The sequence below is a fragment of the Roseobacter sp. HKCCA2468 genome (assembly GCF_037805105.1).
Lineage (GTDB): Bacteria > Pseudomonadota > Alphaproteobacteria > Rhodobacterales > Rhodobacteraceae > M30B80.
The window spans coordinates 895,273-913,099 of sequence record NZ_JBBLYN010000001.1 but is presented as its reverse complement, the minus strand read 5'-3'; the positions used below and the strand labels follow the sequence as shown (position 1 = coordinate 913,099).

The following is a 17,827-nucleotide window of genomic DNA, read 5'->3' as shown; positions in this document are numbered from 1 at the left end:
CCTACATAAATGAGCCGCCCACCTCTTGCAGAACCATATCTCGGGCTCTAGATCACCTCACAGAAAGTTGAGACCACCGAAGAAGGCAAAAGGAACGGGCAGCGGTCAGTGTGACCTTCCCATTATGCGCTCATGGCAGGTTGGCGCAGGTTGGGGCGATATCTTGGCGTTTTTCACGCGCATTCTCTATCGGACGCAGAAAATGCGCCGTTAATTGGGTGTCAGATATTGACCTTTCCCGCAAAGCCTTTGCAGATTGAGACAGCATAATCGCGCATCACCCAAGATGCGCCTAGAACAGGGAAGTAACATGAGCAGCGCAGGCCAGATATTGCCTATCATTGCCATTTTACCGTTTTTGGGCGCCTTGGTGCCGGGGTTGATGATCCGCGCGGGGCGCAATGCTTGCGCCACATTTACCGCGATCCCCACGGCTTTGGCGCTTATTATGTTGGGCACGCTTGCCCCTGCGGTATTTCTTGGCGAGGTTTTGACCTATTCCGTCCCTTGGCTGCCTGCCATGGGTTTGGAGATGGCATTCTTCCTTGATGGTTTGGGCCTGATGTTTGCGGGCATGATCTTGGGCGTGGGCCTGTTGATCACGCTTTATGCGCGGTTCTACCTGTCGGACAAAGACCCGATGGGGCAGTTTTACACCTATCTTCTGCTGTTCCAAGGCGCGATGCTCGGCATTGTTTTGTCTGACAATATCCTGCTTTTGCTAATTTTCTGGGAGTTGACCTCGCTCTCCTCCTTCTTGCTGATTGGCTATTGGAAACACCTGCCCGAAGGTCGCCAAGGCGCGCGTATGGCTTTGGCTGTCACGGGTGCGGGTGGTTTGGCCATGATCGGGGGATTGGTCATTTTGGGCCAGATTGCAGGCAGCTATAACCTGACGGATATTTTGCAGGCAGGCGATGCGATCCGCGCTTCCGACTGGTATTTGCCTGCGCTGATTTTGATCCTGCTTGGCGCCTTTACAAAATCCGCGCAGTTCCCCTTCCATTTCTGGCTGCCCCACGCGATGGCTGCGCCCACACCTGTATCAGCCTATCTGCATTCGGCAACTATGGTGAAGGCGGGCATTTTCCTGATGGCGCGGATGTGGCCCGTTTTGGCAGGCACGCCTGAGTGGTTCTACATCGTGGCCACGACAGGTTTGATCACGATGGTGATGGCCGCGAAAATCGCGCTGTTCAAAGATGACCTAAAGGCATTGTTGGCCTTCTCGACTGTCAGCCATTTGGGTCTTTTGACCTTGCTCTTGGGGATGGGCACGAAATTTGCCGCTGTTGCGGCGGTGTTTCATATCCTCAACCACCTGACCTTTAAGGCCGCTTTGTTCATGAGCGTGGGGATTGTCGACCATGAAACCCATACCCGCGATATCAAGCGGCTTGGCGGTTTGCGTCACCTGATGCCCATCACCGCGGTGATTGCGGTGATTGGGTCGTTGTCTATGGCAGGGATCCCGCTTTTCAACGGGTTCTTGTCCAAGGAAATGATGCTTGAGGCGGCGGTGCATACCCCTTGGGCGGGGGCGCATTGGGTGATGCCAGTATTCGCAACCTTGGGGGCATTATTCTCGGTCGCCTATTCGTTCCGTTTGATCGTTCATGTCTTTTTTGGGCCAAAGCGGGATGACTATCCGCATATGCCGCATGATCCAGGATTTGGGATGTGGGCCGCGCCTGCCGTCTTGGTCGTTTTCGTTGTTTTAATCGGCCTCTTCCCTGCCCTGATTGCGGGGCCTTTGGTGGCCACGGCAGGGCAGGCGGTCATCGGCGGAGAGTTGCCCTATTACGCCCTCAAGATTTGGCATGGCTTCACGCCCGCCCTGTTTATGTCCATCGGCGCGGTGGTCGGTGGTTTGATCCTGCTCGCCCTGCATGACAAGCTTGAGCGTCTTTGGAACGCGGTGCCGCGCCCTGAGGCGAAAGTGATTTTTGATGCTCTCTATGGCGCGGTTCAGCGGGCCATGTCGGTCCTTAACGGGACGTTGCACAATGGCGCGATCAGTCGCTATTTGGCAATCTTCGTGGTTGCCATTTTAGCGGCAGGCTACATTGCATATAGCGGCGCGGGTATCGGCCCTGTCACGCGCGAGGCTTTGCCAATCACCCCGATAGCCGCAGCGGGGTGGGTGGCCATGGTGATCGCAACGGCGCTTGTTGTCTTGAACCACCGCAAGCGTTTCTTGTCGCTGATTTTGATCAGTATTATCGGCCTGGGTGTCTCTGGTGCTTTTGTCTATCTCTCGGCGCCTGATTTGGCGCTGACGCAAATCTCGGTTGAGACGGTGACGATCTTGCTGTTGTTGATCGCGCTACATTTCTTGCCGAAATACACTCCGACTGAAAGCAGCCCCGCTTTGCGCATGCGCGATGGTGCGATTGCGATTGCGGCGGGTGTTGGGGTCGCGGCCTTGTCTATGGCGTTCCTCTTGCGGGATTTTTCGTCAATCTCGCATTACCACCTCGCCAATTCCAAAACCGGCGGCGGCGGCACCAATGTGGTGAACGTGATCTTGGTCGATTTCCGTGGCTACGACACCTATGGCGAGATCATCGTTCTGGGTATTGCGGGTCTGGTGATCTATGCATTGATGGAGGCGCTGCTCTCTGGCCCAGTGGGGCGGCGGTTGCGGCGCAGAGCGAACCCTGATCGTGGGGATTTATCGCGTGATCGTCACCCGTTGATGATGGTTGTCGCAACCCGCGTGATGCTGCCTATCGTGTTGATGGTCGGGGTCTATATGTTCCTGCGCGGCCATAACCAACCGGGTGGTGGCTTTGTTGCGGGGCTGATCGTGTCGATTGCGCTTTTGACGCAATATATGGCGTCAGGCTTTGCGTGGGCGCAGGAGCGGCAAAAATTCGAATATCACAGCTTGATTGGTTGGGGCGTGGTGATTGCAGGCATGACGGGGATGGGCGCGTGGCTTTCGGGCACGCCGTTCCTGACCTCTGCCTTTGGGTATTTCCATTTCCCGCCCATTGAGGAATTCGAATTGGCAACAGCGGCCCTTTTTGATCTGGGCGTCTTCTTAACGGTTCTGGGGGCGGTGATGCTGATGCTCTATTCCTTGGCTCGTATTGCCTTTACCAGCGGCGAGCGTGCCAATCCCGAACCAATGGATTTTGATCCCGCCCGCGCCGATGACACGGCGCAAGAGCAGACTGCGAAGGGGGTTTGAGATGGAGTCTCTTGTAGCCAGCGCGGTCGGCATTCTGACCGCTGGGGGCGTTTACCTGATCTTGCGGTTGCGGGCCTTTCCCGTGATCCTTGGTCTGGCCCTCTTATCCTATGCGGTAAACCTGTTTTTGTTCTCAACAGGCCGCCTTGTGGTAAATGCAGCGCCCATCCTCAACCCCTATGGTGATCAGCCCTACACAGATCCGTTGCCACAGGCCTTGGTTCTGACGGCGATTGTGATTTCCTTCGGGATGACGGCGGTTTTGGTGATGATTTCCTTGGGTTCATTTTTCGAAAACGAAAGTGATGAGATCAATCTTGATGCCGAAGACGCAGCAGAAGAGGGAACGAAATGATGCATTGGATCATTGCCCCCGTTATTCTGCCCGCGATGCTTGCACCGATCATCGCTTATGTGATGCGGCACGACATAACCCTTGCGCGGGTTGGGTCATTTGCAGGCGTTCTTGGCCTATTGGGTCTTGCGACTGGCCTCTTTGTAATGGCTTCGGGCGGTGAGACATTTGTCTATCGCCTCGGCGATTGGCCCGCACCTTTTGGCATTGTTTTGGTGCTTGATCGCCTTTCGGCTCTGATGGTCTTGCTCACGGCGATTTTGGCCTTAGTGGTGCTTTATCATGTTGTTGCAACCGATTGGGATAAGCGAGGCCGCCATTTCCACGCGCTCTATCAATTCCAACTTATGGGGATTGTCGGGGCATTCCTGACGGGGGACGCCTTCAACCTCTTTGTGTTCTTTGAGGTTCTCTTGATCGCGTCTTATGGGTTGATGATCCATGCGGGTGGCAAGATCCGTCTGAAGGCAGGCTTGCAATATGTGGTGATGAATCTTGCAGGCTCGACCCTCTTTTTGTTCGCGCTTGGCACGCTTTACGCCTCGACTGGCACGCTGAATATTGCGGATATGGCCGTGAAAATTGCGCAGGTGCCTGTAGAGGATGCGGCCCTCGTGCGGGTTGCGGGGATTTTGTTGCTGTTTGTCTTTGCGGTCAAAGCCGCGTTGTTCCCTGTGCAATTTTGGTTGCCTGCAACCTATTCCAACGCACCAGCCCCCGTTGCTGCGCTTTTCGCCATCATGACCAAGGTCGGGGCTTATGCAATCTTGCGCATTCACACCATCGCCTTTGGCCCTGAGGCGGGCGCGATTGGGGATATGGTGACCGCGTGGTTGATCCCAATGGCGGCTTTGACTTTGGCGGTTGGGGCGATTGGTGTCTTTGGCGCCAAACGTTTGGAGCACCTCATCGCCTATGCGGTAATCGGGTCAATGGGCACGATGATGTTGGCGGTTGCCGCCATGACCCCTGCGGCGGCCTCTGCGGCGATATATTACATGCTGAACTCGACCCTTGCGGCCGCTGCGCTGTTCTTATTTGCAGATATTTACCTGTCACGGCGCGGCGAAGATGGCAGGCTAACCCTTGCAGCACCTTTGGCGAAAAACGGGCTGTTTGCGGCTGCCTTTTTTGCCGCAGGGATTGCGATGGTGGGTATGCCCCCATTGAGCGGCTTCTTGGGTAAGTTGTTGATCCTCGAGGCCTTGGCCGATGGCCCGCATATCACTTTGGCCTTTTCGGCCATCTTGATAGGCTCTTTGGTGATGATCTTGGGCTTTGTGCGTGCGGGATCAATCCTGTTCTGGAAATCGGTGACGGTCGCACCAGACCCCGATGCAGAGGCCGCCCCGCCTGTCACCCTATCGCACGGGGCAGGAATGGGTGCGCTTGTCGCGCTCTTAGTGGGGCTGACCCTCTTCGCAGGCCCAATTTATGACGCGGGCGCGGCTGCGGCGGATCAATTGTTCTTCCCGCAGGGCTATATTGAGGCGGTGCTTGCACCCCATGGCGAAGGATGACCCCCATGCTCAGACGCATCTTTCCACATCCCTATCTTTCGCTTTTGCTGACATTGGTCTGGTTGGGCCTCGTCAACAAGGTGACGCTTGGCAATATTTTGCTTGGCGGGTTCCTTGGGCTTGTTCTGCCATTGATGACCTCGATCTACTGGCCGCATCGGCCAATTCTACGCCACCCGTTCAAGGCGATCGAATTTATGCTGATCGTGCTGTGGGATATTATTGTCGCGAATATTCAAGTCGCGAAGGTGATCTTGTTCAAGCGCAATGCCAATATCCATTCGCAATGGGTGGTTGTGCCGCATGATCTGACCTCGGCTGAGGCGATCACGATTTTGGCGGGAACCATCACGATGACCCCAGGCACGGTTTCGACCATGCTGTCCTCAGATGGGAAAGCGATCTTGGTTCACACTTTGGACACGGATGATCCCGATGCCGTGCGCGATGAGATCAAAACCCGCTATGAGCGCCGTTTGAAGGAGATTTTCCAATGATCACCTATGCGTTGATTTTCGCGATGGCCTGTTTTGGCATCGGCCTCTTGGCCAATCTCTATATTCTTGCCACGGGCGCTGATCTTGCGGATCGCATCCTTGCCTTGGATACAATGGTGCTGAATGTCATTGCCTTGGTCGTGCTTTACGGCATTTGGCAGGGCACGGGCGTTTATTTCGAAGCCTCCATGCTGATCGCAATGGTCGGGTTTGTGTCAACCGTTGCTTATTGCCGCTTTTTGTTGCGCGGCGACATTATCGAATAGGGGATAGCGATGTTGGCAGAGATTATCATCAGCGCGCTCTTGGTCATCGGCGGGATTTTTGGCCTCGTGGGATCATTCGGGATGATCAAGTTGCAAGACACGTTGCAAAGGCTGCACGCGCCGACCAAGGCCGCAACTTTGGGTGTGGGTGGGGTGCTTCTGGCCTCGATGCTCTACTTCCTATTGATCAAGGGGCATCTGAGTTTTCACGAGCTGTTGATCACCTTGTTTTTGTTCCTCACCGCACCGATTTCGGGTCATTTCATCGCCAAGGCCTATATGGCGCGGCGGGTGCGCGAAACGGAATTGCCGCCATCAGGTGGGGATTACGGCTGGGCCGCCTATAATGATCCACCCGCACAGCCTGAGGGCGATAAGACCGCTTAATCAGCCAAACAGCCTGCCGCGGGCCGTGATGATATTGCCCGCGATGAGCGCGCCGTAGCCCGCGCAGATTGCAGCGAAGAGCGTCCAAGGCATCGAAAAGATCAAGCCGATAAAGACCACTGTGACAATCATCAAAGGTGCGATTGACCAGCGCGGGATTTTCAGCGCCTTTGGCGAAAAGGTTTTTAGCGTGGAGATCATCAAAATCGCCACAATCCCCAACCAAAGCGCGGCAGCGAACGGGTGCATGATTGGGAAATCCCAGCCTGCAAAAATGAGATAAAGCGGCAATAGCCCCAACATTGCGCCACCTGGGGCAGGCACGCCTACGAAATGGGGTTTGCTGTTTTCAACCTCTTCGATGACATCATCGAGATCAGGTGTGCTGTCCTCGGTTTTGTCAGGTTCGGCCCGCATGACGTTAAAGCGCGCAAGGCGCAGGCAACTTGCCCCTGCAAAGGTCAAAACGGCGATCCATCCTAAAGATCCAGTGCCATCCAAGATCATATGATAGACAAGCAGCGCGGGCGCGACCCCAAAGCAAAGGAAATCTGACAGGCTGTCCAATTCTGCGCCAAGGCGAGAGGTGGCGTTGAGGCGGCGGGCGATCAGCCCGTCTAGCCCGTCCATGACAGCCGCAAGCAGGATTAACACCACCGCCGTTTTAAATCGCCCATCCATCGCAAAGCGGATCGAGGTAAGGCCCAAACACATGCCTGTCAAAGTAACAAGATTGGGCAGTAGAAGGGCGAAAGGCACCCCTTCATTTCCAGAATTGCGTGAAAACAGACGTTTCATTGCCGCGGGCCTTAGTGTTGCGTGTCAGGGTCAAGCGTGGCGATCACAGTCTCGCCTGCGACCATGGTTTGTCCGATCTCGACCAAAGGTTCTGCGCCCTCTGGCAGGTAGATATCAAGCCGCGAGCCAAAGCGGATCAGGCCAAAGCGTTGCCCGCGCTCCATCGCCTCATCCACAACGCTCCAACACAGGATGCGGCGTGCAACCAACCCTGCAATCTGCACCACGCCGTATTTGCGGCCATCGGGCAGTTCAACGGCGATGCCGTTGCGCTCATTATCGGTCGAGGCTTTGTCAAGCGAGGCGTTGAGGAATTTGCCCTCATGATAGGCCACGGCCGTGATCCGCCCCGCCGCAGGGATACGGTTCACATGGCAATTAAAGACGGACATGAAAACCGAGATGCGCGTCATCGGCGCCTCGCCCAAGCCAAGTTCGGCGGGCGGGGTCGCAGGTTCAAGCAGGGACACCACACCATCGGCGGGCGAGACCATCACGCCAGCGCGATCTGGGGTGACGCGCTCCGGGTCGCGAAAAAAGTAATAGACCCACACTGTCAGACCCGTGCCAATCCACCCCAAAGGTTCCCATAGCGCGAAGAGGACAAGCGTGATTGCCGCTGCAATGGCCACGAATTTGCGCCCTTCGGGATGCATGGGTTTGACAAAGGTGGAGAGCATCGAAACCGACATTTTGGCCATTCCTGAAAGGATTACGTTAGCGATTGACTAATCTGCGAAGGCCCATGCGTAAAGGGGCAATAACCGATGCCCGTCATTCTGCCCCTATGTGCAGGGCAGGACAAGGGCGTTGTCATAAACTGCGCCCGTAGCATCGCGATAGAGCCATAATTCATTGATTGCATCCGTCCAAGCGCCCAAATATGCCCCGCTCTCGAGATAAAAAGTAACTTCCTCGCCCCGATCAGAGTGTTGATGTGCAAATTGCGCCGTAAAGCGCGCGCGCCCATCATCGATCTCGGCCTGTGGCAGTGCCGTGGCACGCAGAGACGCGAAATAGCGCCGAGGTTGATCGACCCGCACAGTGGCCGTGACATCCCCCGCGCGACAGGTCAGCTCAAGCTGATAAGGCGGGGTGGCGGTTGCAAAAGCAAGCCCCGCGACTGCGAAACCCAAGAGGGCCCATGCGGCAAGAATAGGCTTCACGATCTGTCCCCCCGTTTTACCTTGCGCCTTTGGTGCAAATGGTAAAGGGCGGGTGCCGCCAATTTGCGATAGGCCCAATCCACTAAGGGGCGCAGCGGCCATAGCCCAACCAGACGCGCAATCCATCTTGTGCGCGGCATAGCCTGCCAAAGCGCCAGAAAGGCCGCAACTCCCGTTTGATGCAGATCAGGGTTGCCCATGTCGCGTAAATGCAGCGCCCGCAAAGCTGTATCAGGGCTGACGCCCCAGTCTGCGGCGGCCTCATCCGTGATCGGCACAAAACGCAGATGGTCGGGCGCGTGTTTCTTATACTGATTGATCTCCCAATTGCAGATGGGACAATCGGCATTGTAAAGCAGTTCGATTTTCGGGGTCGAAGGGGTGCTATGCTCGGTCATGGGCCAAAGATAGGGCGTGTTTGGGCATTGTCACCGTTTTGGCGCTGATCCTGCCGCCGCGGCCGCCCCAAGGGTCGCAATCATCGCGGCCTTTGCCCGCGCCTGCGCCCATGCTAGGGGATAAGGGTGATGAGTGGGGGATGTGTTTTGCGAGATCGACTAGGCCTTGATGCAACGGATATCCGCATTCTCAGTGCGGTGCAAAAGCATGGTCAATTAAGCAAAACAAAACTGGCGGAACTGGTGAACCTGTCTGCCACGCCCTGTTGGGCGCGCCTCACACGGTTGCGGGCCGCGGGATATATCAAAGGATATCACGCAGATATTGTTCTGGATGCGGTGCTCGACACCACACGGGTAATTGTGACCCTCTCGCTATCACGCCACCGCAAAACGGATTTTGAGCGCTTCGAGGCCTATGTGCTCGGCCGCGATGAAATCATCAACTGCGTCTCAACAGGGGGTGGGTCTGACTATGTGATGACAGTTGTCACCACATCCATGGCGGAATTCCAAGATTTGATGGAAACCATGCTGCAGGCTGATCTGCTGATTGAGCGCTACATGACCTATTTTGCAACGCGATTGGTCAAGGCCGAACAGCCCAATCTGGCCAAGCTTGTGACGCAAGCACGCAAAACCCCCTAGGCCGGTCTAGTCCAGCCAGACTAGCGATGCCGATTTTTTCAGTCTGACTGGTCTTTGAATGGGCCGATTTTTAGTCTCGCCGCGCGACCATCCTGCCTTAAATCCCGCTGATCAGGGACGGGTATCCCCCCGCCCATATCATCTGAGGGAGGCACAGATGCATGTTCAGGATTTTGGCTTTGGCACGCAAATTCGTAAATCGCCCTATTTTGACGCAACCGTGCGCTGGGGCGCGCAGGGGTTTTCGGTTTACAACCACATGTATATCCCCCGCGATTTCGGCTATCCTGAGGCGAATTTCTGGAACCTCGTCAATGACGCCATCTTGTGCGATGTGGCGGTAGAGCGTCAGGTTGAGGTCACGGGGCCAGATGCAGCGGCATTCGTGCAGATGCTGACGCCACGCAATCTGTCCAACATGGCGGTGGGCCAGTGCAAATATGTTTTGATGACCAATGCCTCGGGCGGGATTTTGAACGACCCCATCCTTCTGCGCCTTGGTGAAAACCATTTTTGGTTCTCGCTTGCCGATAGCGATATCCTGCTATGGGCGCAGGGCGTGGCGGTGCATTCGGGAATGGATGTCACCATCACCGAGCCAGATGTGTCACCCCTTCAGCTGCAAGGCCCGAAATCGGGCGAGATTATGAAGGCGCTGTTTGGCGATGAGATTGCCGATCTGCGCTATTACTGGTTCCGCGAGATGGAGTTGGACGGCATCCCCCTGATCGTGTCCCGCACAGGATGGTCAAGCGAGCTTGGCTATGAAATTTATCTCCGCAATTCGGAATATGGCGATGCGCTGTGGGAACGGATCATGGCCACAGGTCTGCCGATGGGGTTGAAGCCAGGTCACACCTCCACAATCCGCCGCATTGAAGGGGGGATGCTGTCTTATCACGCGGATGCAGATATCCAAACCAACCCGTTCGAACTGGGCCTTGATCGCTTGGTCGATCTCGAGATGGAGGCAGATTTCATCGGAAAATTCGCCCTGCAACGCATCCGTGACAATGGGATCACCCGCCGTCAGGTGGGCGTTATTCTGGATGGGGCGCCCTTGGCCACGCCAAACACCCGTTTCTGGGCGCTGTCGCATCAGGGGCAACCCGTGGGCAAAGTGACTTCTGCGGTCTATTCGCCACGGTTGCAGGCCAATATTGCATTGGCCATGGTCGATCTGGCCGCCGCAGAGCTTGGCACAGAATTAGAGGTCACAACGCATGAGGGGCCACGGCAGGCCCGTGTTGTGGAAAAACCGTTCTTTGATCCCCGCAAAGAATTGGCTGCGGGTGCTAAGGCCACCTCAATCAGCGCATAAAGCGCCGCGCGTCTTTCGCAAGATCCTATCAATAACAACCCCGCCAGCATGACGCTTGGCGGGGTTTTTCTGTGCGCCTTTGTCATGCCAAGGCAGTCTTCCCTCAGTAATTCACCCTGCTTGATGGCAACCAAAATGCCAGCAATATCGGGGATTATCTGACCTTCACATCAAGCGCAGGAAACACCACCATCTCAATTGATCGCGATGCAGGCGGTGGCACATATGCGCAGAGTGATCTGGTGGTGATCATCGGCCAAGTGATTGCCGAAGATGACCTGACGTTCCTTACCAATAATTTGATCATTTAAAGGCCAGGCCGGTAACCAGAACGGCGCGGTGGCTAAGAGGGATGTCCCCAAGCCCGCGCTTTATGGCAGGCATGAGAAGGCCAAAGATGCTGGGATGAAACGGCACGGCGGCCCAAGAGCCGCGGCTTGGCGCCTGATGGCGGAGGAGGTGGGATTCGAACCCACGGTACGCTTTTGACGTACGTCGGTTTTCAAGACCGGTGCATTAAACCACTCTGCCACTCCTCCGACTTGGGCGGGATAGCTTGTGGAGGGCGATTCTGGAAGGGGGGCTGCGGTTGTGGATTCATCCGTAGTCAAAATTGCGCGACATGGGTTTTCAGGTTGCTTTTTCATGTATATTATTCGTGCAAAAAATAACAATTGCACCCAGATGGGCGCGCGGCATCAGATTGAGAACAGGGTAGGGCAGATGGATTTTTCCTTTTTTGGACGGGCAAGGCCGATCTATGCCCTTTTGGTGGTGGCGGCTTTCGGGCTTGGCGGGTGTCAGACGGGGCTCACGGGGAATGCGGCCGATCCAAGCCTTGCTGATACTGGCACGACCCGTTTGGTCGAGCGCGATGTTGAGGCGCCCGATGTGTTTCAGGTGACCGAAGACGGGCTTTGGGATGGGCGGCCCTCCTTGGGCGGTGTTTGGGTGGCGCACCCGTCAGCCACGGATCCCGAGCGGGTGATTATTCGCAACGAGGCCAATGGGCGCTTTGTGATTGGTGCGTTGTTCCGCCGTGAACGCGACAATCCTGGGCCTGCGCTTCAGGTGTCATCTGACGCAGCTTCGGCTTTGGGGCTACTGGCGGGGGCGCCCTCGATGTTGAACGTCACCGCCTTGCGCCGCGAGGAGGTCGCGGAGGATATCGCCTTGGCCACCCCTGCCGAAGGGATTGCGCCGCCGAATTATGACGGGCCTGATGCGGGCGGGGCCGAGACGATTGCCGCCTTGCCTTTGGATAGGCCTGCCTCTGCTGCCCCCGTTGCGCCTGCACCTGCCGCAAGCCCCGCACCCGTTGCGACAAGCGCCCTTGAGCGGCCTTTCGTGCAAATTGGCATTTTTGCAGTGCAAGAAAATGCAAATAACACCGCGCAGGCCTTGCGAAATTCTGGATTGCAGCCCACCATCTATGATCAGACCTCCAATGGCCGCCGTTTTTGGCGGGTGGTGGTCGGGCCTGCCTCGACAACTGCGGAGCGGGCCAATAATCTGGACGTTGCACGCAGGCTTGGCTTCCAAGATGCGTATTTTGTAACCAATTGAACCCGCAGCCAAGCCCTGCGGGTCGAGTGACAGGTGGGGAATGGGCGTGACATTGGCAAAGACACTCGGCAGTTTTGGCTGCAGTTTGGCCTTGGCCTTGGGAATTTTGCTGCCTCAGGCGGTCAAGGCCCAAGGGTTTGAGACACAGGCAGGATCGGCCTATGTGGTGGATCACAATTCAGGGCAGGTTCTGTTCGCTCTGAATGCGGATGTGCCCTTGCCGCCTGCCTCGATGTCCAAGCTGATGACGTTGAACATGACGTTTGAGGCACTGGAAGATGGGCGCCTCACGTTAGACACCTCATTGCCTGTCTCAGAGCATGCCATGTCCTTTGGTGGCTCAACCATGTTTCTCAACACCACCGACCGCGTTCGGGTCGAGGATTTGATCCGCGGAATTGTTGTTCTGTCTGGCAATGACGCAACGGTGGTTTTGGCCGAGGCGCTAAGCCCTGATGGCACTGAGGCAGGATTTGCCGCACTGATGACAGAACGCGCACGGCAATTGGGGATGGAGACGGCAACCTTTCGCAACGCCAGCGGCTGGCCCGCTGCGGGGCATGTGATGTCGATGCGCGATCTGGGCATTTTGGCGGAACGTCTGATCACCGAGTTTCCGCAATATTATCACTATTTCAACGAGCGTGAATTTCCCTTCGACAACCGCGCGCCTGACAATCGCTTTAACCGCAACCCGATTTTGGGATTGGGCATCGGGGCTGATGGTCTGAAAACGGGCCATACCGAGGAGGCAGGCTATGGTTTGGTCGGCTCTGCCGTGCAAGGCGATCGCCGCGTGACCTTTGTGATTTCGGGCTTGCCTACGGCGGATGCCCGCGCCGGTGAGGCGGAGCGGATCGTGAATTGGGCCTTTCGTCAATTTGTCGAGCGCGATGTGATCGCAGCGGGGGATATTTTGGCGCAGGCGCCTGTGTTCTTGGGCGAAACGCCAACCGTGCCTCTGACAGTGGCCGATGATGTGCGGATGCTCTTGCCGCAATTGACGGTCACGGGCGGGTTGCTTGAGGCGGAGGTTACGCTGTCTGGCCCTATTCCCGCGCCGATTGCGGCGGGCACGCCTTTGGGTGAGCTGCACATCGCGGTTGAGGGGCTGGCGCCGACAACAGTGCCCTTGATTGCCGCCACTGATGTGGCGCAGGCAGGCATAATGGGGCGTCTGGGGGCTGCAACTTCGCGCGCTATGGCGGCCGTGATGGGTCAGGTGTCTAGCCTGAGTGATAATTGAATGTCGGGCGCGGCAAGCGGGCTGTTTATCAGTCTTGAAGGGATAGATGGGGCGGGAAAATCCACGCAAAGCCGCCTTTTGGCGGCGCATCTGCGCGGCCTTGGCCGTGATGTGATTGAGACACGCGAACCTGGCGGTGCGGCGGGGGCAGAGGATATTCGCAAGCTGTTGGTCGAGGGGGATCCAGATCGCTGGTCGCCCGAAACGGAGATCTTGCTTTTTTCTGCCGCGCGCCGTGATCACCTTGAGCGCACGATTGCGCCTGCGCTTGCCCGTGGGGCCGTGGTGATTTGTGATCGATTTGCGGACTCCACCCGTGTCTATCAGGGGGCTGCGCGTGGCGATCTGCGCGATCTTGTCGATGATATCCATGCCCGTGTGATCGGGGTGGAGCCTGACCTGACCTTGATATTGGATATGGACCCCGCTGTGGCCTTGGCGCGTGGGTTGGCGCGGCAATCGGGCGAAGATCGGTTCGAGGACATGGGGCTGCCCTTTCAAGAGCGGCTGCGGTCTGGGTTTCAGGCGCTTGCCCGCGATTTTCCTGACCGCTGCGCAATGGTTGATGCCAATCAAGCGCCCGAGGCGATTGCACAGGATATCGCGCGGATCGTAGAGGCGCGGCTATGAAAGATGATGATCTCCTGCCAGAGGCGGATGCCGCCGAGGGTCTGCCGCATCCGCGCCATGCCCCGCAACTGATTGGTCACGCCGCCGCCGTGACCGAGTTTTGTGCGGCGCTTGCCTCTGATCGGATGCATCACGCGTGGCTGATTACGGGGCCAAAGGGCATTGGCAAGGCTACATTCGCGTGGAAAGCGGCAGAGCATTTATTGAACAGCCCCGATGACGCAGGGGCGGCTTTGTTCGACATGCCGCCTGATCCGCAGGGCTTCGTCACTGATCCTGAGGGGGCCGTGGCACGGCGTTTGCGCGCGCTGTCTGAGTCACGGGTTTTGCTGGTGCGGCGCGGATGGAATGAAAAAACCAAGAAGCTCTCCGCCGAAATCACTGTGGATGAAGTGCGCCGCCTGAACCAATTTTTTGGACTTTCCGCCGTAGATGGCGGGCGGCGTGTGGTGATTGTTGATGCGGTGGATGAGATGAACCGCAACGCGGCCAATGCATTGCTCAAACTGCTTGAAGAACCGCCTGAGGATGCGATTTTGCTTTTGGTTGCGCATCAACCCGCGAAGCTTCTGCCCACAATCCGCTCGCGTTGTCGCACGTTGCGTCTTAACCCGCTTGGGGCGGATGAGATGGCCCAAGCCATGCACAGCATTGATGTGGCAGTGGACGACCCGCGCGCGGTGGTTGAGTTGGCCAATGGATCGGTTGGGGTGGCCGCGCAGATGATTGAGGGGGGCGGTTTGGCGCTTTACGGCGCTTTGGTTTCGCTGATTGGAACCTTGCCGCGATTGGATCGCGCCCAAGCGATGGCCCTCTCCGAGCAGGTCACGGGCAAAGCAGGAGAAGCGCAGTTTGATCTGATGCTTGCGCTGTTGGATCGGTTGTTGGCGCGCTTGGCCCGTGTGGGGGTAACTGGCGCACTGCCCCCCGACATTGTCACGGGCGAGGGGGCAATTTTGGCGCGCCTTTCGCCAAGCCCCCATGAGGGTCGGGGATGGGCCGATCTTGCGGATCGTTTATCCGCCAAGGCACGACAGGGGCGCGCGGTGAACCTTGACCCTGCCGCTTTGATCCTTGATATGATCATAAGCATCGAAAAAGCGGCACCGCGTGTGATGGCGTGATCCTCCTGGAGGGGCGCATCACCCCCTTGCTGTGCCATAATCTGCGAGACTGATCTTTTAGCCCATGAGTGACCGCGTGACCCCCTCCTCTGATGCCACCCCGCAATTGGTCGACAGCCATTGCCATCTGGATTTTCCCGATTTTGAAGGCGAATTGGGCGATGTCGTGGCGCGGGCCGTGGAGGCGGGTGTGTCCCGTATGGTGACGATTTGCACCAAAATGGGCAATGTTCCACAGGTGCGCAGCATTGCCGAGAGCCATGCGCCCGTGTTCTGGGCTGCGGGCCTTCATCCGATGAGCGTGGCCGCTCAACCGCCCGTCACGGTTGAGGATTTAGTGGCCCTTGCAGCGCATCCAAAATTCGTTGGCATAGGCGAGACGGGTCTGGATTATCACTACACCGCCGATAGCGCAGAGGCGCAAAAAGACAGTTTGCGCATCCATATTGATGCCGCGCGCGAGACAGGGCTGCCCTTGATCATCCATGCCCGCGCCGCAGATGAGGATATGGCGCAGATCCTGCGCGAAGGATATGCAAACGGCCCTTATTCCTGCGTGATGCATTGTTTCAGCTCTTCGGCTGAATTGGCGCGCGCGGCATTGGATTTGGGGTTTTATCTTTCAATGTCGGGCATTGCGGCCTTCCCAAAATCGGGCGAGTTGCGCGCCATTTTTGCCGAAGCGTCCCTTGATCGGATTTTGGTTGAAACCGACAGCCCCTATTTGGCCCCGCCGCCCCATCGCGGACGGCGCAATGAGCCTAGCTATACAGCCCTGACCGCGCAGGTGGGGGCGGATATCTTTGGCATCAGCCTTGCCGAATTCGCCGCGGCAACCAGTGCGAATTTTGACAGGCTGTTTTCCAAGGCCGCCCAATGGCAGGGGGGCGTTTAGGGTTATGGGCAAGCTGCGTTATACCATACTTGGCTGCGGCTCATCAGGCGGGGTGCCGCGTTTGGGGGGCAATTGGGGCGCCTGTGATCCGCGTGAACCCAAGAACCGCCGCCGCCGCTGCTCGCTTTTGGTGGAGCGTTTGGGCGAGGGCGGCACAACGCGGGTCTTGATTGATACCTCGCCTGATATGCGCGCCCAGCTATTGGATGCAGATGTGGGCGCGCTGGATGGTGTGGTTTACACCCATTCACACGCGGATCACGTGCATGGTTTGGATGATCTGCGCATGATCGTTTTCAACATGAAATCCCGCCTCAATGTTTGGGCAGATGCAGCCACGGCCAGCGATCTCTTATCCCGCTTTAGCTATGCCTTTGTGCAGCCCGAAGGGTCGGATTATCCACCGATCCTGACGCTGAACCCGATTGAGGGTGAGATTGTGGTGACGGGGGCAGGCGGGCCTGTGACGCTGCAGCCATTCGATGTGCAACACGGGCGCATCATGGCGAAAGGGTTTCGCATCGGTGACGTGGCCTATTTGCCGGATGTCTCGGACATTCCTGCGCCTGCCTGGGAGATGCTATCGGGTTTGGATTGTTGGATTTTGGACGCGCTGCGCCGCACGCCCCACCCAAGCCACGCGCATCTTGAGCAAAGCCTAGATTGGATTGCCCGCGCCCGCCCGCGCCGCGCAATCCTGACCAATATGCATTTAGATTTGGACTATCAAACGCTTTGCGATGAATTGCCTGCGCATATCTCGCCCGCCTATGATGGGCTGCGTATCAGTTTGGATTTCTAGAGGATGTCCGCCCTTCTTGAAGTTGTCTTGCCCGTCTTTATCGTCATTGGCTTTGGCTATGTGATGGTCTGGCGCGGCTTGTTTTCTGAGGAAGGCGTTGACCTTCTCATGAAGTTTTCACAAGGGATTGCGATCCCTGCGCTGCTATTTTTGGCGATTGCGCGGCTTGATCTGAGCCAAGATTTCCATTTCCCGCTGCTGCTGAGCTATTATTCTGGCTCAATCCTTGTGTTCCTTTTGGGGATGTTCGGGGCGCGCGTCATCTTTGGGCGGGTTTGGACAGATGCGGTGGCGATTGGTTTTGTGGCCATGTTCGCCAATTCCGTGCTGTTGGGCCTGCCGATCATGGAGCGCGCTTATGGCCCCGATAGCCTTGCAGGGAATTTTGCGATTGTCGCGCTGCACGCCCCGTTTTGTTATCTGGTGGGCGTAACCGCAATGGAGGGGGTCAAGGCGGGCCGCGTGGCCCCGCATATCTTGGCCCTTGCCGTGGGGCGCGCGCTGTCGCGCAATGCGCTGACCTTGGCCATTGGGGCGGGGTTTGTTGTGAATTTCATCGGGCTTGGCATGCCCGTTGTTGTCGAGGATGGGATTGCCCTTTTGGCCCGTGCGGCCCTGCCGACCGCGCTTTTTGGCTTGGGTGGGGTGCTCTATCGTTATCGTCCTGAGGGCGAGGTGCGGGTGATCGCGATGGTCTTGATCCTGTCGCTGATTGTGCATCCCGCAATTGGGTGGATGATGGGATCGCAGATTTTGCATATTCCCAGTGATGATCTGAAATCTGTGGTCATCACCGCCGCGATGGCCCCAGGCGCCAATGCCTATCTGTTTGCCAATATGTATGGGGCAGGGCGGCGCGTTGCGGCCAGTTCGGTTTTGGTTGGCACGGGCGTGACAGTTTTGACCTCATCAATTTGGCTGATCATCCTCGGGTGAGGCCCCTTGTAAATTTTGTGCTGCGGCAACCTTCACGCTTCCCATTTGGTCAATTGTATACTATGGGATGCCGAAA

20 protein-coding genes and 1 tRNA gene are annotated in these 17,827 nt (G+C 57.1%); 16 read left to right on the top strand and 5 right to left on the bottom strand.

Annotation, left to right across the window (positions count from 1 at the left end; genetic code table 11):
* Positions 1-310: 310 nt before the first annotated feature.
* Genes AAC620_RS04585 through AAC620_RS04560 form a run of 6 tightly spaced genes read left to right on the top strand, consistent with a single transcriptional unit; the run spans position 311 to position 6,221 of the window.
* Positions 311-3,196 carry a monovalent cation/H+ antiporter subunit A gene (locus AAC620_RS04585; protein ID WP_340242982.1) on the top strand — a complete coding sequence of 962 codons (2,886 nt, stop codon included), beginning with the start codon at positions 311-313 and terminating at the stop codon, positions 3,194-3,196.
* A 1-nt stretch (position 3,197) separates the two neighbouring features.
* Positions 3,198-3,551 carry a Na+/H+ antiporter subunit C gene (locus tag AAC620_RS04580; RefSeq protein ID WP_340242980.1) on the top strand — a complete coding sequence of 118 codons (354 nt, stop codon included), beginning with the start codon at positions 3,198-3,200 and terminating at the stop codon, positions 3,549-3,551.
* Positions 3,548-5,071, top strand: a complete 1,524-nt coding sequence (locus AAC620_RS04575; RefSeq protein WP_340242979.1) for a monovalent cation/H+ antiporter subunit D — start codon at positions 3,548-3,550, stop codon at positions 5,069-5,071. The genes AAC620_RS04580 and AAC620_RS04575 overlap by 4 nt, the downstream gene beginning before the upstream one ends.
* Positions 5,072-5,076: 5 nt before the next feature.
* Positions 5,077-5,568, top strand: coding sequence for a Na+/H+ antiporter subunit E (locus tag AAC620_RS04570; RefSeq protein WP_340242977.1), 492 nt, complete (start codon positions 5,077-5,079; stop codon positions 5,566-5,568).
* The gene (locus tag AAC620_RS04565; protein ID WP_317655903.1) at positions 5,565-5,834 is read left to right on the top strand and encodes a K+/H+ antiporter subunit F; all 270 of its coding nucleotides are present in this window, start codon (positions 5,565-5,567) and stop codon (positions 5,832-5,834) included. The genes AAC620_RS04570 and AAC620_RS04565 overlap by 4 nt, the downstream gene beginning before the upstream one ends.
* A 9-nt stretch (positions 5,835-5,843) precedes the next feature.
* Positions 5,844-6,221, top strand: coding sequence for a Na+/H+ antiporter subunit G (locus AAC620_RS04560; protein WP_411567095.1), 378 nt, complete (start codon positions 5,844-5,846; stop codon positions 6,219-6,221).
* Here AAC620_RS04560 and AAC620_RS04555 read toward each other — a convergent pair whose 3' ends face one another.
* From AAC620_RS04555 to AAC620_RS04540, 4 genes are all read right to left on the bottom strand, one after another.
* Positions 6,222-7,019 (bottom strand): CDP-alcohol phosphatidyltransferase family protein, encoded by a 798-nt coding sequence (locus AAC620_RS04555; RefSeq protein WP_340242975.1) that lies wholly within the window; start codon positions 7,017-7,019, stop codon positions 6,222-6,224.
* An 11-nt stretch (positions 7,020-7,030) separates the two neighbouring features.
* Entirely contained in the window at positions 7,031-7,711 is a 681-nt protein-coding gene (locus AAC620_RS04550) for a phosphatidylserine decarboxylase (protein WP_317655900.1), read from the bottom strand.
* A 93-nt stretch (positions 7,712-7,804) separates the two neighbouring features.
* The gene (locus tag AAC620_RS04545) at positions 7,805-8,185 is read right to left on the bottom strand and encodes a hypothetical protein (protein WP_340242972.1); all 381 of its coding nucleotides are present in this window, start codon (positions 8,183-8,185) and stop codon (positions 7,805-7,807) included.
* The gene (locus AAC620_RS04540) at positions 8,182-8,583 is read right to left on the bottom strand and encodes a thiol-disulfide oxidoreductase DCC family protein (protein ID WP_340242970.1); all 402 of its coding nucleotides are present in this window, start codon (positions 8,581-8,583) and stop codon (positions 8,182-8,184) included. The genes AAC620_RS04545 and AAC620_RS04540 overlap by 4 nt, the downstream gene beginning before the upstream one ends.
* Positions 8,584-8,712: 129 nt before the next feature.
* Here AAC620_RS04540 and AAC620_RS04535 point away from each other — a divergent pair, with 129 nt between their 5' ends.
* The 3 genes from AAC620_RS04535 to AAC620_RS12385 all read left to right on the top strand — a co-directional run bounded on the left by AAC620_RS04535 (position 8,713) and on the right by AAC620_RS12385 (position 10,863).
* Positions 8,713-9,231 carry an Lrp/AsnC family transcriptional regulator gene (locus AAC620_RS04535; RefSeq protein ID WP_317655896.1) on the top strand — a complete coding sequence of 173 codons (519 nt, stop codon included), beginning with the start codon at positions 8,713-8,715 and terminating at the stop codon, positions 9,229-9,231.
* Between the two features lie 157 nt (positions 9,232-9,388).
* Positions 9,389-10,552, top strand: a complete 1,164-nt coding sequence (locus AAC620_RS04530) for a glycine cleavage T C-terminal barrel domain-containing protein (protein ID WP_340242966.1) — start codon at positions 9,389-9,391, stop codon at positions 10,550-10,552.
* Between the two features lie 116 nt (positions 10,553-10,668).
* Entirely contained in the window at positions 10,669-10,863 is a 195-nt protein-coding gene (locus tag AAC620_RS12385) for a type I secretion C-terminal target domain-containing protein (RefSeq protein WP_445322448.1), read from the top strand.
* Positions 10,864-11,000: 137 nt separating this feature from the next.
* Here the strand turns inward: AAC620_RS12385 and AAC620_RS04520 are convergent.
* Positions 11,001-11,091, bottom strand: a tRNA-Ser gene (locus tag AAC620_RS04520).
* 184 nt (positions 11,092-11,275) lie between these two features.
* On the opposite strand from AAC620_RS04520, the gene AAC620_RS04515 reads away from it, so the two are divergent.
* The 7 genes from AAC620_RS04515 (at position 11,276) to AAC620_RS04485 (ending at position 17,751) form a co-directional block, all read left to right on the top strand.
* Complete coding sequence (locus AAC620_RS04515; protein ID WP_317654283.1) at positions 11,276-12,118, top strand: SPOR domain-containing protein; 843 nt, start codon at positions 11,276-11,278, stop codon at positions 12,116-12,118.
* Positions 12,119-12,164: 46 nt separating this feature from the next.
* On the top strand, positions 12,165-13,364 hold the full coding sequence (locus tag AAC620_RS04510) for a D-alanyl-D-alanine carboxypeptidase family protein (RefSeq protein WP_445322432.1): 1,200 nt from the start codon (positions 12,165-12,167) through the stop codon (positions 13,362-13,364).
* Positions 13,365-13,994 carry a dTMP kinase gene (gene tmk, locus AAC620_RS04505; RefSeq protein ID WP_317654285.1) on the top strand — a complete coding sequence of 210 codons (630 nt, stop codon included), beginning with the start codon at positions 13,365-13,367 and terminating at the stop codon, positions 13,992-13,994.
* A complete protein-coding gene (locus tag AAC620_RS04500) occupies positions 13,991-15,118 on the top strand; it encodes a DNA polymerase III subunit delta' (RefSeq protein WP_317654286.1) in 1,128 nt (375 codons plus the stop codon). Before tmk ends, AAC620_RS04500 begins: the two co-directional genes overlap by 4 nt.
* 64 nt (positions 15,119-15,182) lie before the next feature.
* Positions 15,183-16,013, top strand: coding sequence for a TatD family hydrolase (locus tag AAC620_RS04495; RefSeq protein ID WP_340242963.1), 831 nt, complete (start codon positions 15,183-15,185; stop codon positions 16,011-16,013).
* Between the two features lie 4 nt (positions 16,014-16,017).
* Positions 16,018-16,815, top strand: a complete 798-nt coding sequence (locus AAC620_RS04490; protein WP_317654288.1) for an MBL fold metallo-hydrolase — start codon at positions 16,018-16,020, stop codon at positions 16,813-16,815.
* Positions 16,816-16,818: 3 nt separating this feature from the next.
* The gene (locus tag AAC620_RS04485) at positions 16,819-17,751 is read left to right on the top strand and encodes an AEC family transporter (protein ID WP_317654289.1); all 933 of its coding nucleotides are present in this window, start codon (positions 16,819-16,821) and stop codon (positions 17,749-17,751) included.
* Positions 17,752-17,827: the final 76 nt, after the last annotated feature.

Excerpts from the sequence above, each read along its gene's own strand:
- AAC620_RS04580 (WP_340242980.1), top strand. The coding sequence starts at position 3,198 with ATGGAGTCTCTTGTAGCCAGCGCGGTCGGCATTCTGACCGCTGGGGGC.
- AAC620_RS04535 (WP_317655896.1), top strand. The coding sequence starts at position 8,713 with ATGAGTGGGGGATGTGTTTTGCGAGATCGACTAGGCCTTGATGCAACG.
- tmk (WP_317654285.1), top strand. The coding sequence starts at position 13,365 with ATGTCGGGCGCGGCAAGCGGGCTGTTTATCAGTCTTGAAGGGATAGAT.
- AAC620_RS04560 (WP_411567095.1), top strand. The coding sequence starts at position 5,844 with ATGTTGGCAGAGATTATCATCAGCGCGCTCTTGGTCATCGGCGGGATT.
- AAC620_RS04575 (WP_340242979.1), top strand. The coding sequence starts at position 3,548 with ATGATGCATTGGATCATTGCCCCCGTTATTCTGCCCGCGATGCTTGCA.
- AAC620_RS04540 (WP_340242970.1), bottom strand. The coding sequence starts at position 8,583 with ATGACCGAGCATAGCACCCCTTCGACCCCGAAAATCGAACTGCTTTAC.
- AAC620_RS04555 (WP_340242975.1), bottom strand. The coding sequence starts at position 7,019 with ATGAAACGTCTGTTTTCACGCAATTCTGGAAATGAAGGGGTGCCTTTC.
- AAC620_RS04485 (WP_317654289.1), top strand. The coding sequence starts at position 16,819 with ATGTCCGCCCTTCTTGAAGTTGTCTTGCCCGTCTTTATCGTCATTGGC.
- AAC620_RS04500 (WP_317654286.1), top strand. The coding sequence starts at position 13,991 with ATGAAAGATGATGATCTCCTGCCAGAGGCGGATGCCGCCGAGGGTCTG.
- AAC620_RS04570 (WP_340242977.1), top strand. The coding sequence starts at position 5,077 with ATGCTCAGACGCATCTTTCCACATCCCTATCTTTCGCTTTTGCTGACA.
- AAC620_RS04515 (WP_317654283.1), top strand. The coding sequence starts at position 11,276 with ATGGATTTTTCCTTTTTTGGACGGGCAAGGCCGATCTATGCCCTTTTG.
- AAC620_RS04565 (WP_317655903.1), top strand. The coding sequence starts at position 5,565 with ATGATCACCTATGCGTTGATTTTCGCGATGGCCTGTTTTGGCATCGGC.
- AAC620_RS04530 (WP_340242966.1), top strand. The coding sequence starts at position 9,389 with ATGCATGTTCAGGATTTTGGCTTTGGCACGCAAATTCGTAAATCGCCC.
- AAC620_RS04490 (WP_317654288.1), top strand. The coding sequence starts at position 16,018 with ATGGGCAAGCTGCGTTATACCATACTTGGCTGCGGCTCATCAGGCGGG.
- AAC620_RS04495 (WP_340242963.1), top strand. The coding sequence starts at position 15,183 with ATGAGTGACCGCGTGACCCCCTCCTCTGATGCCACCCCGCAATTGGTC.
- AAC620_RS04585 (WP_340242982.1), top strand. The coding sequence starts at position 311 with ATGAGCAGCGCAGGCCAGATATTGCCTATCATTGCCATTTTACCGTTT.
- AAC620_RS04550 (WP_317655900.1), bottom strand. The coding sequence starts at position 7,711 with ATGTCGGTTTCGATGCTCTCCACCTTTGTCAAACCCATGCATCCCGAA.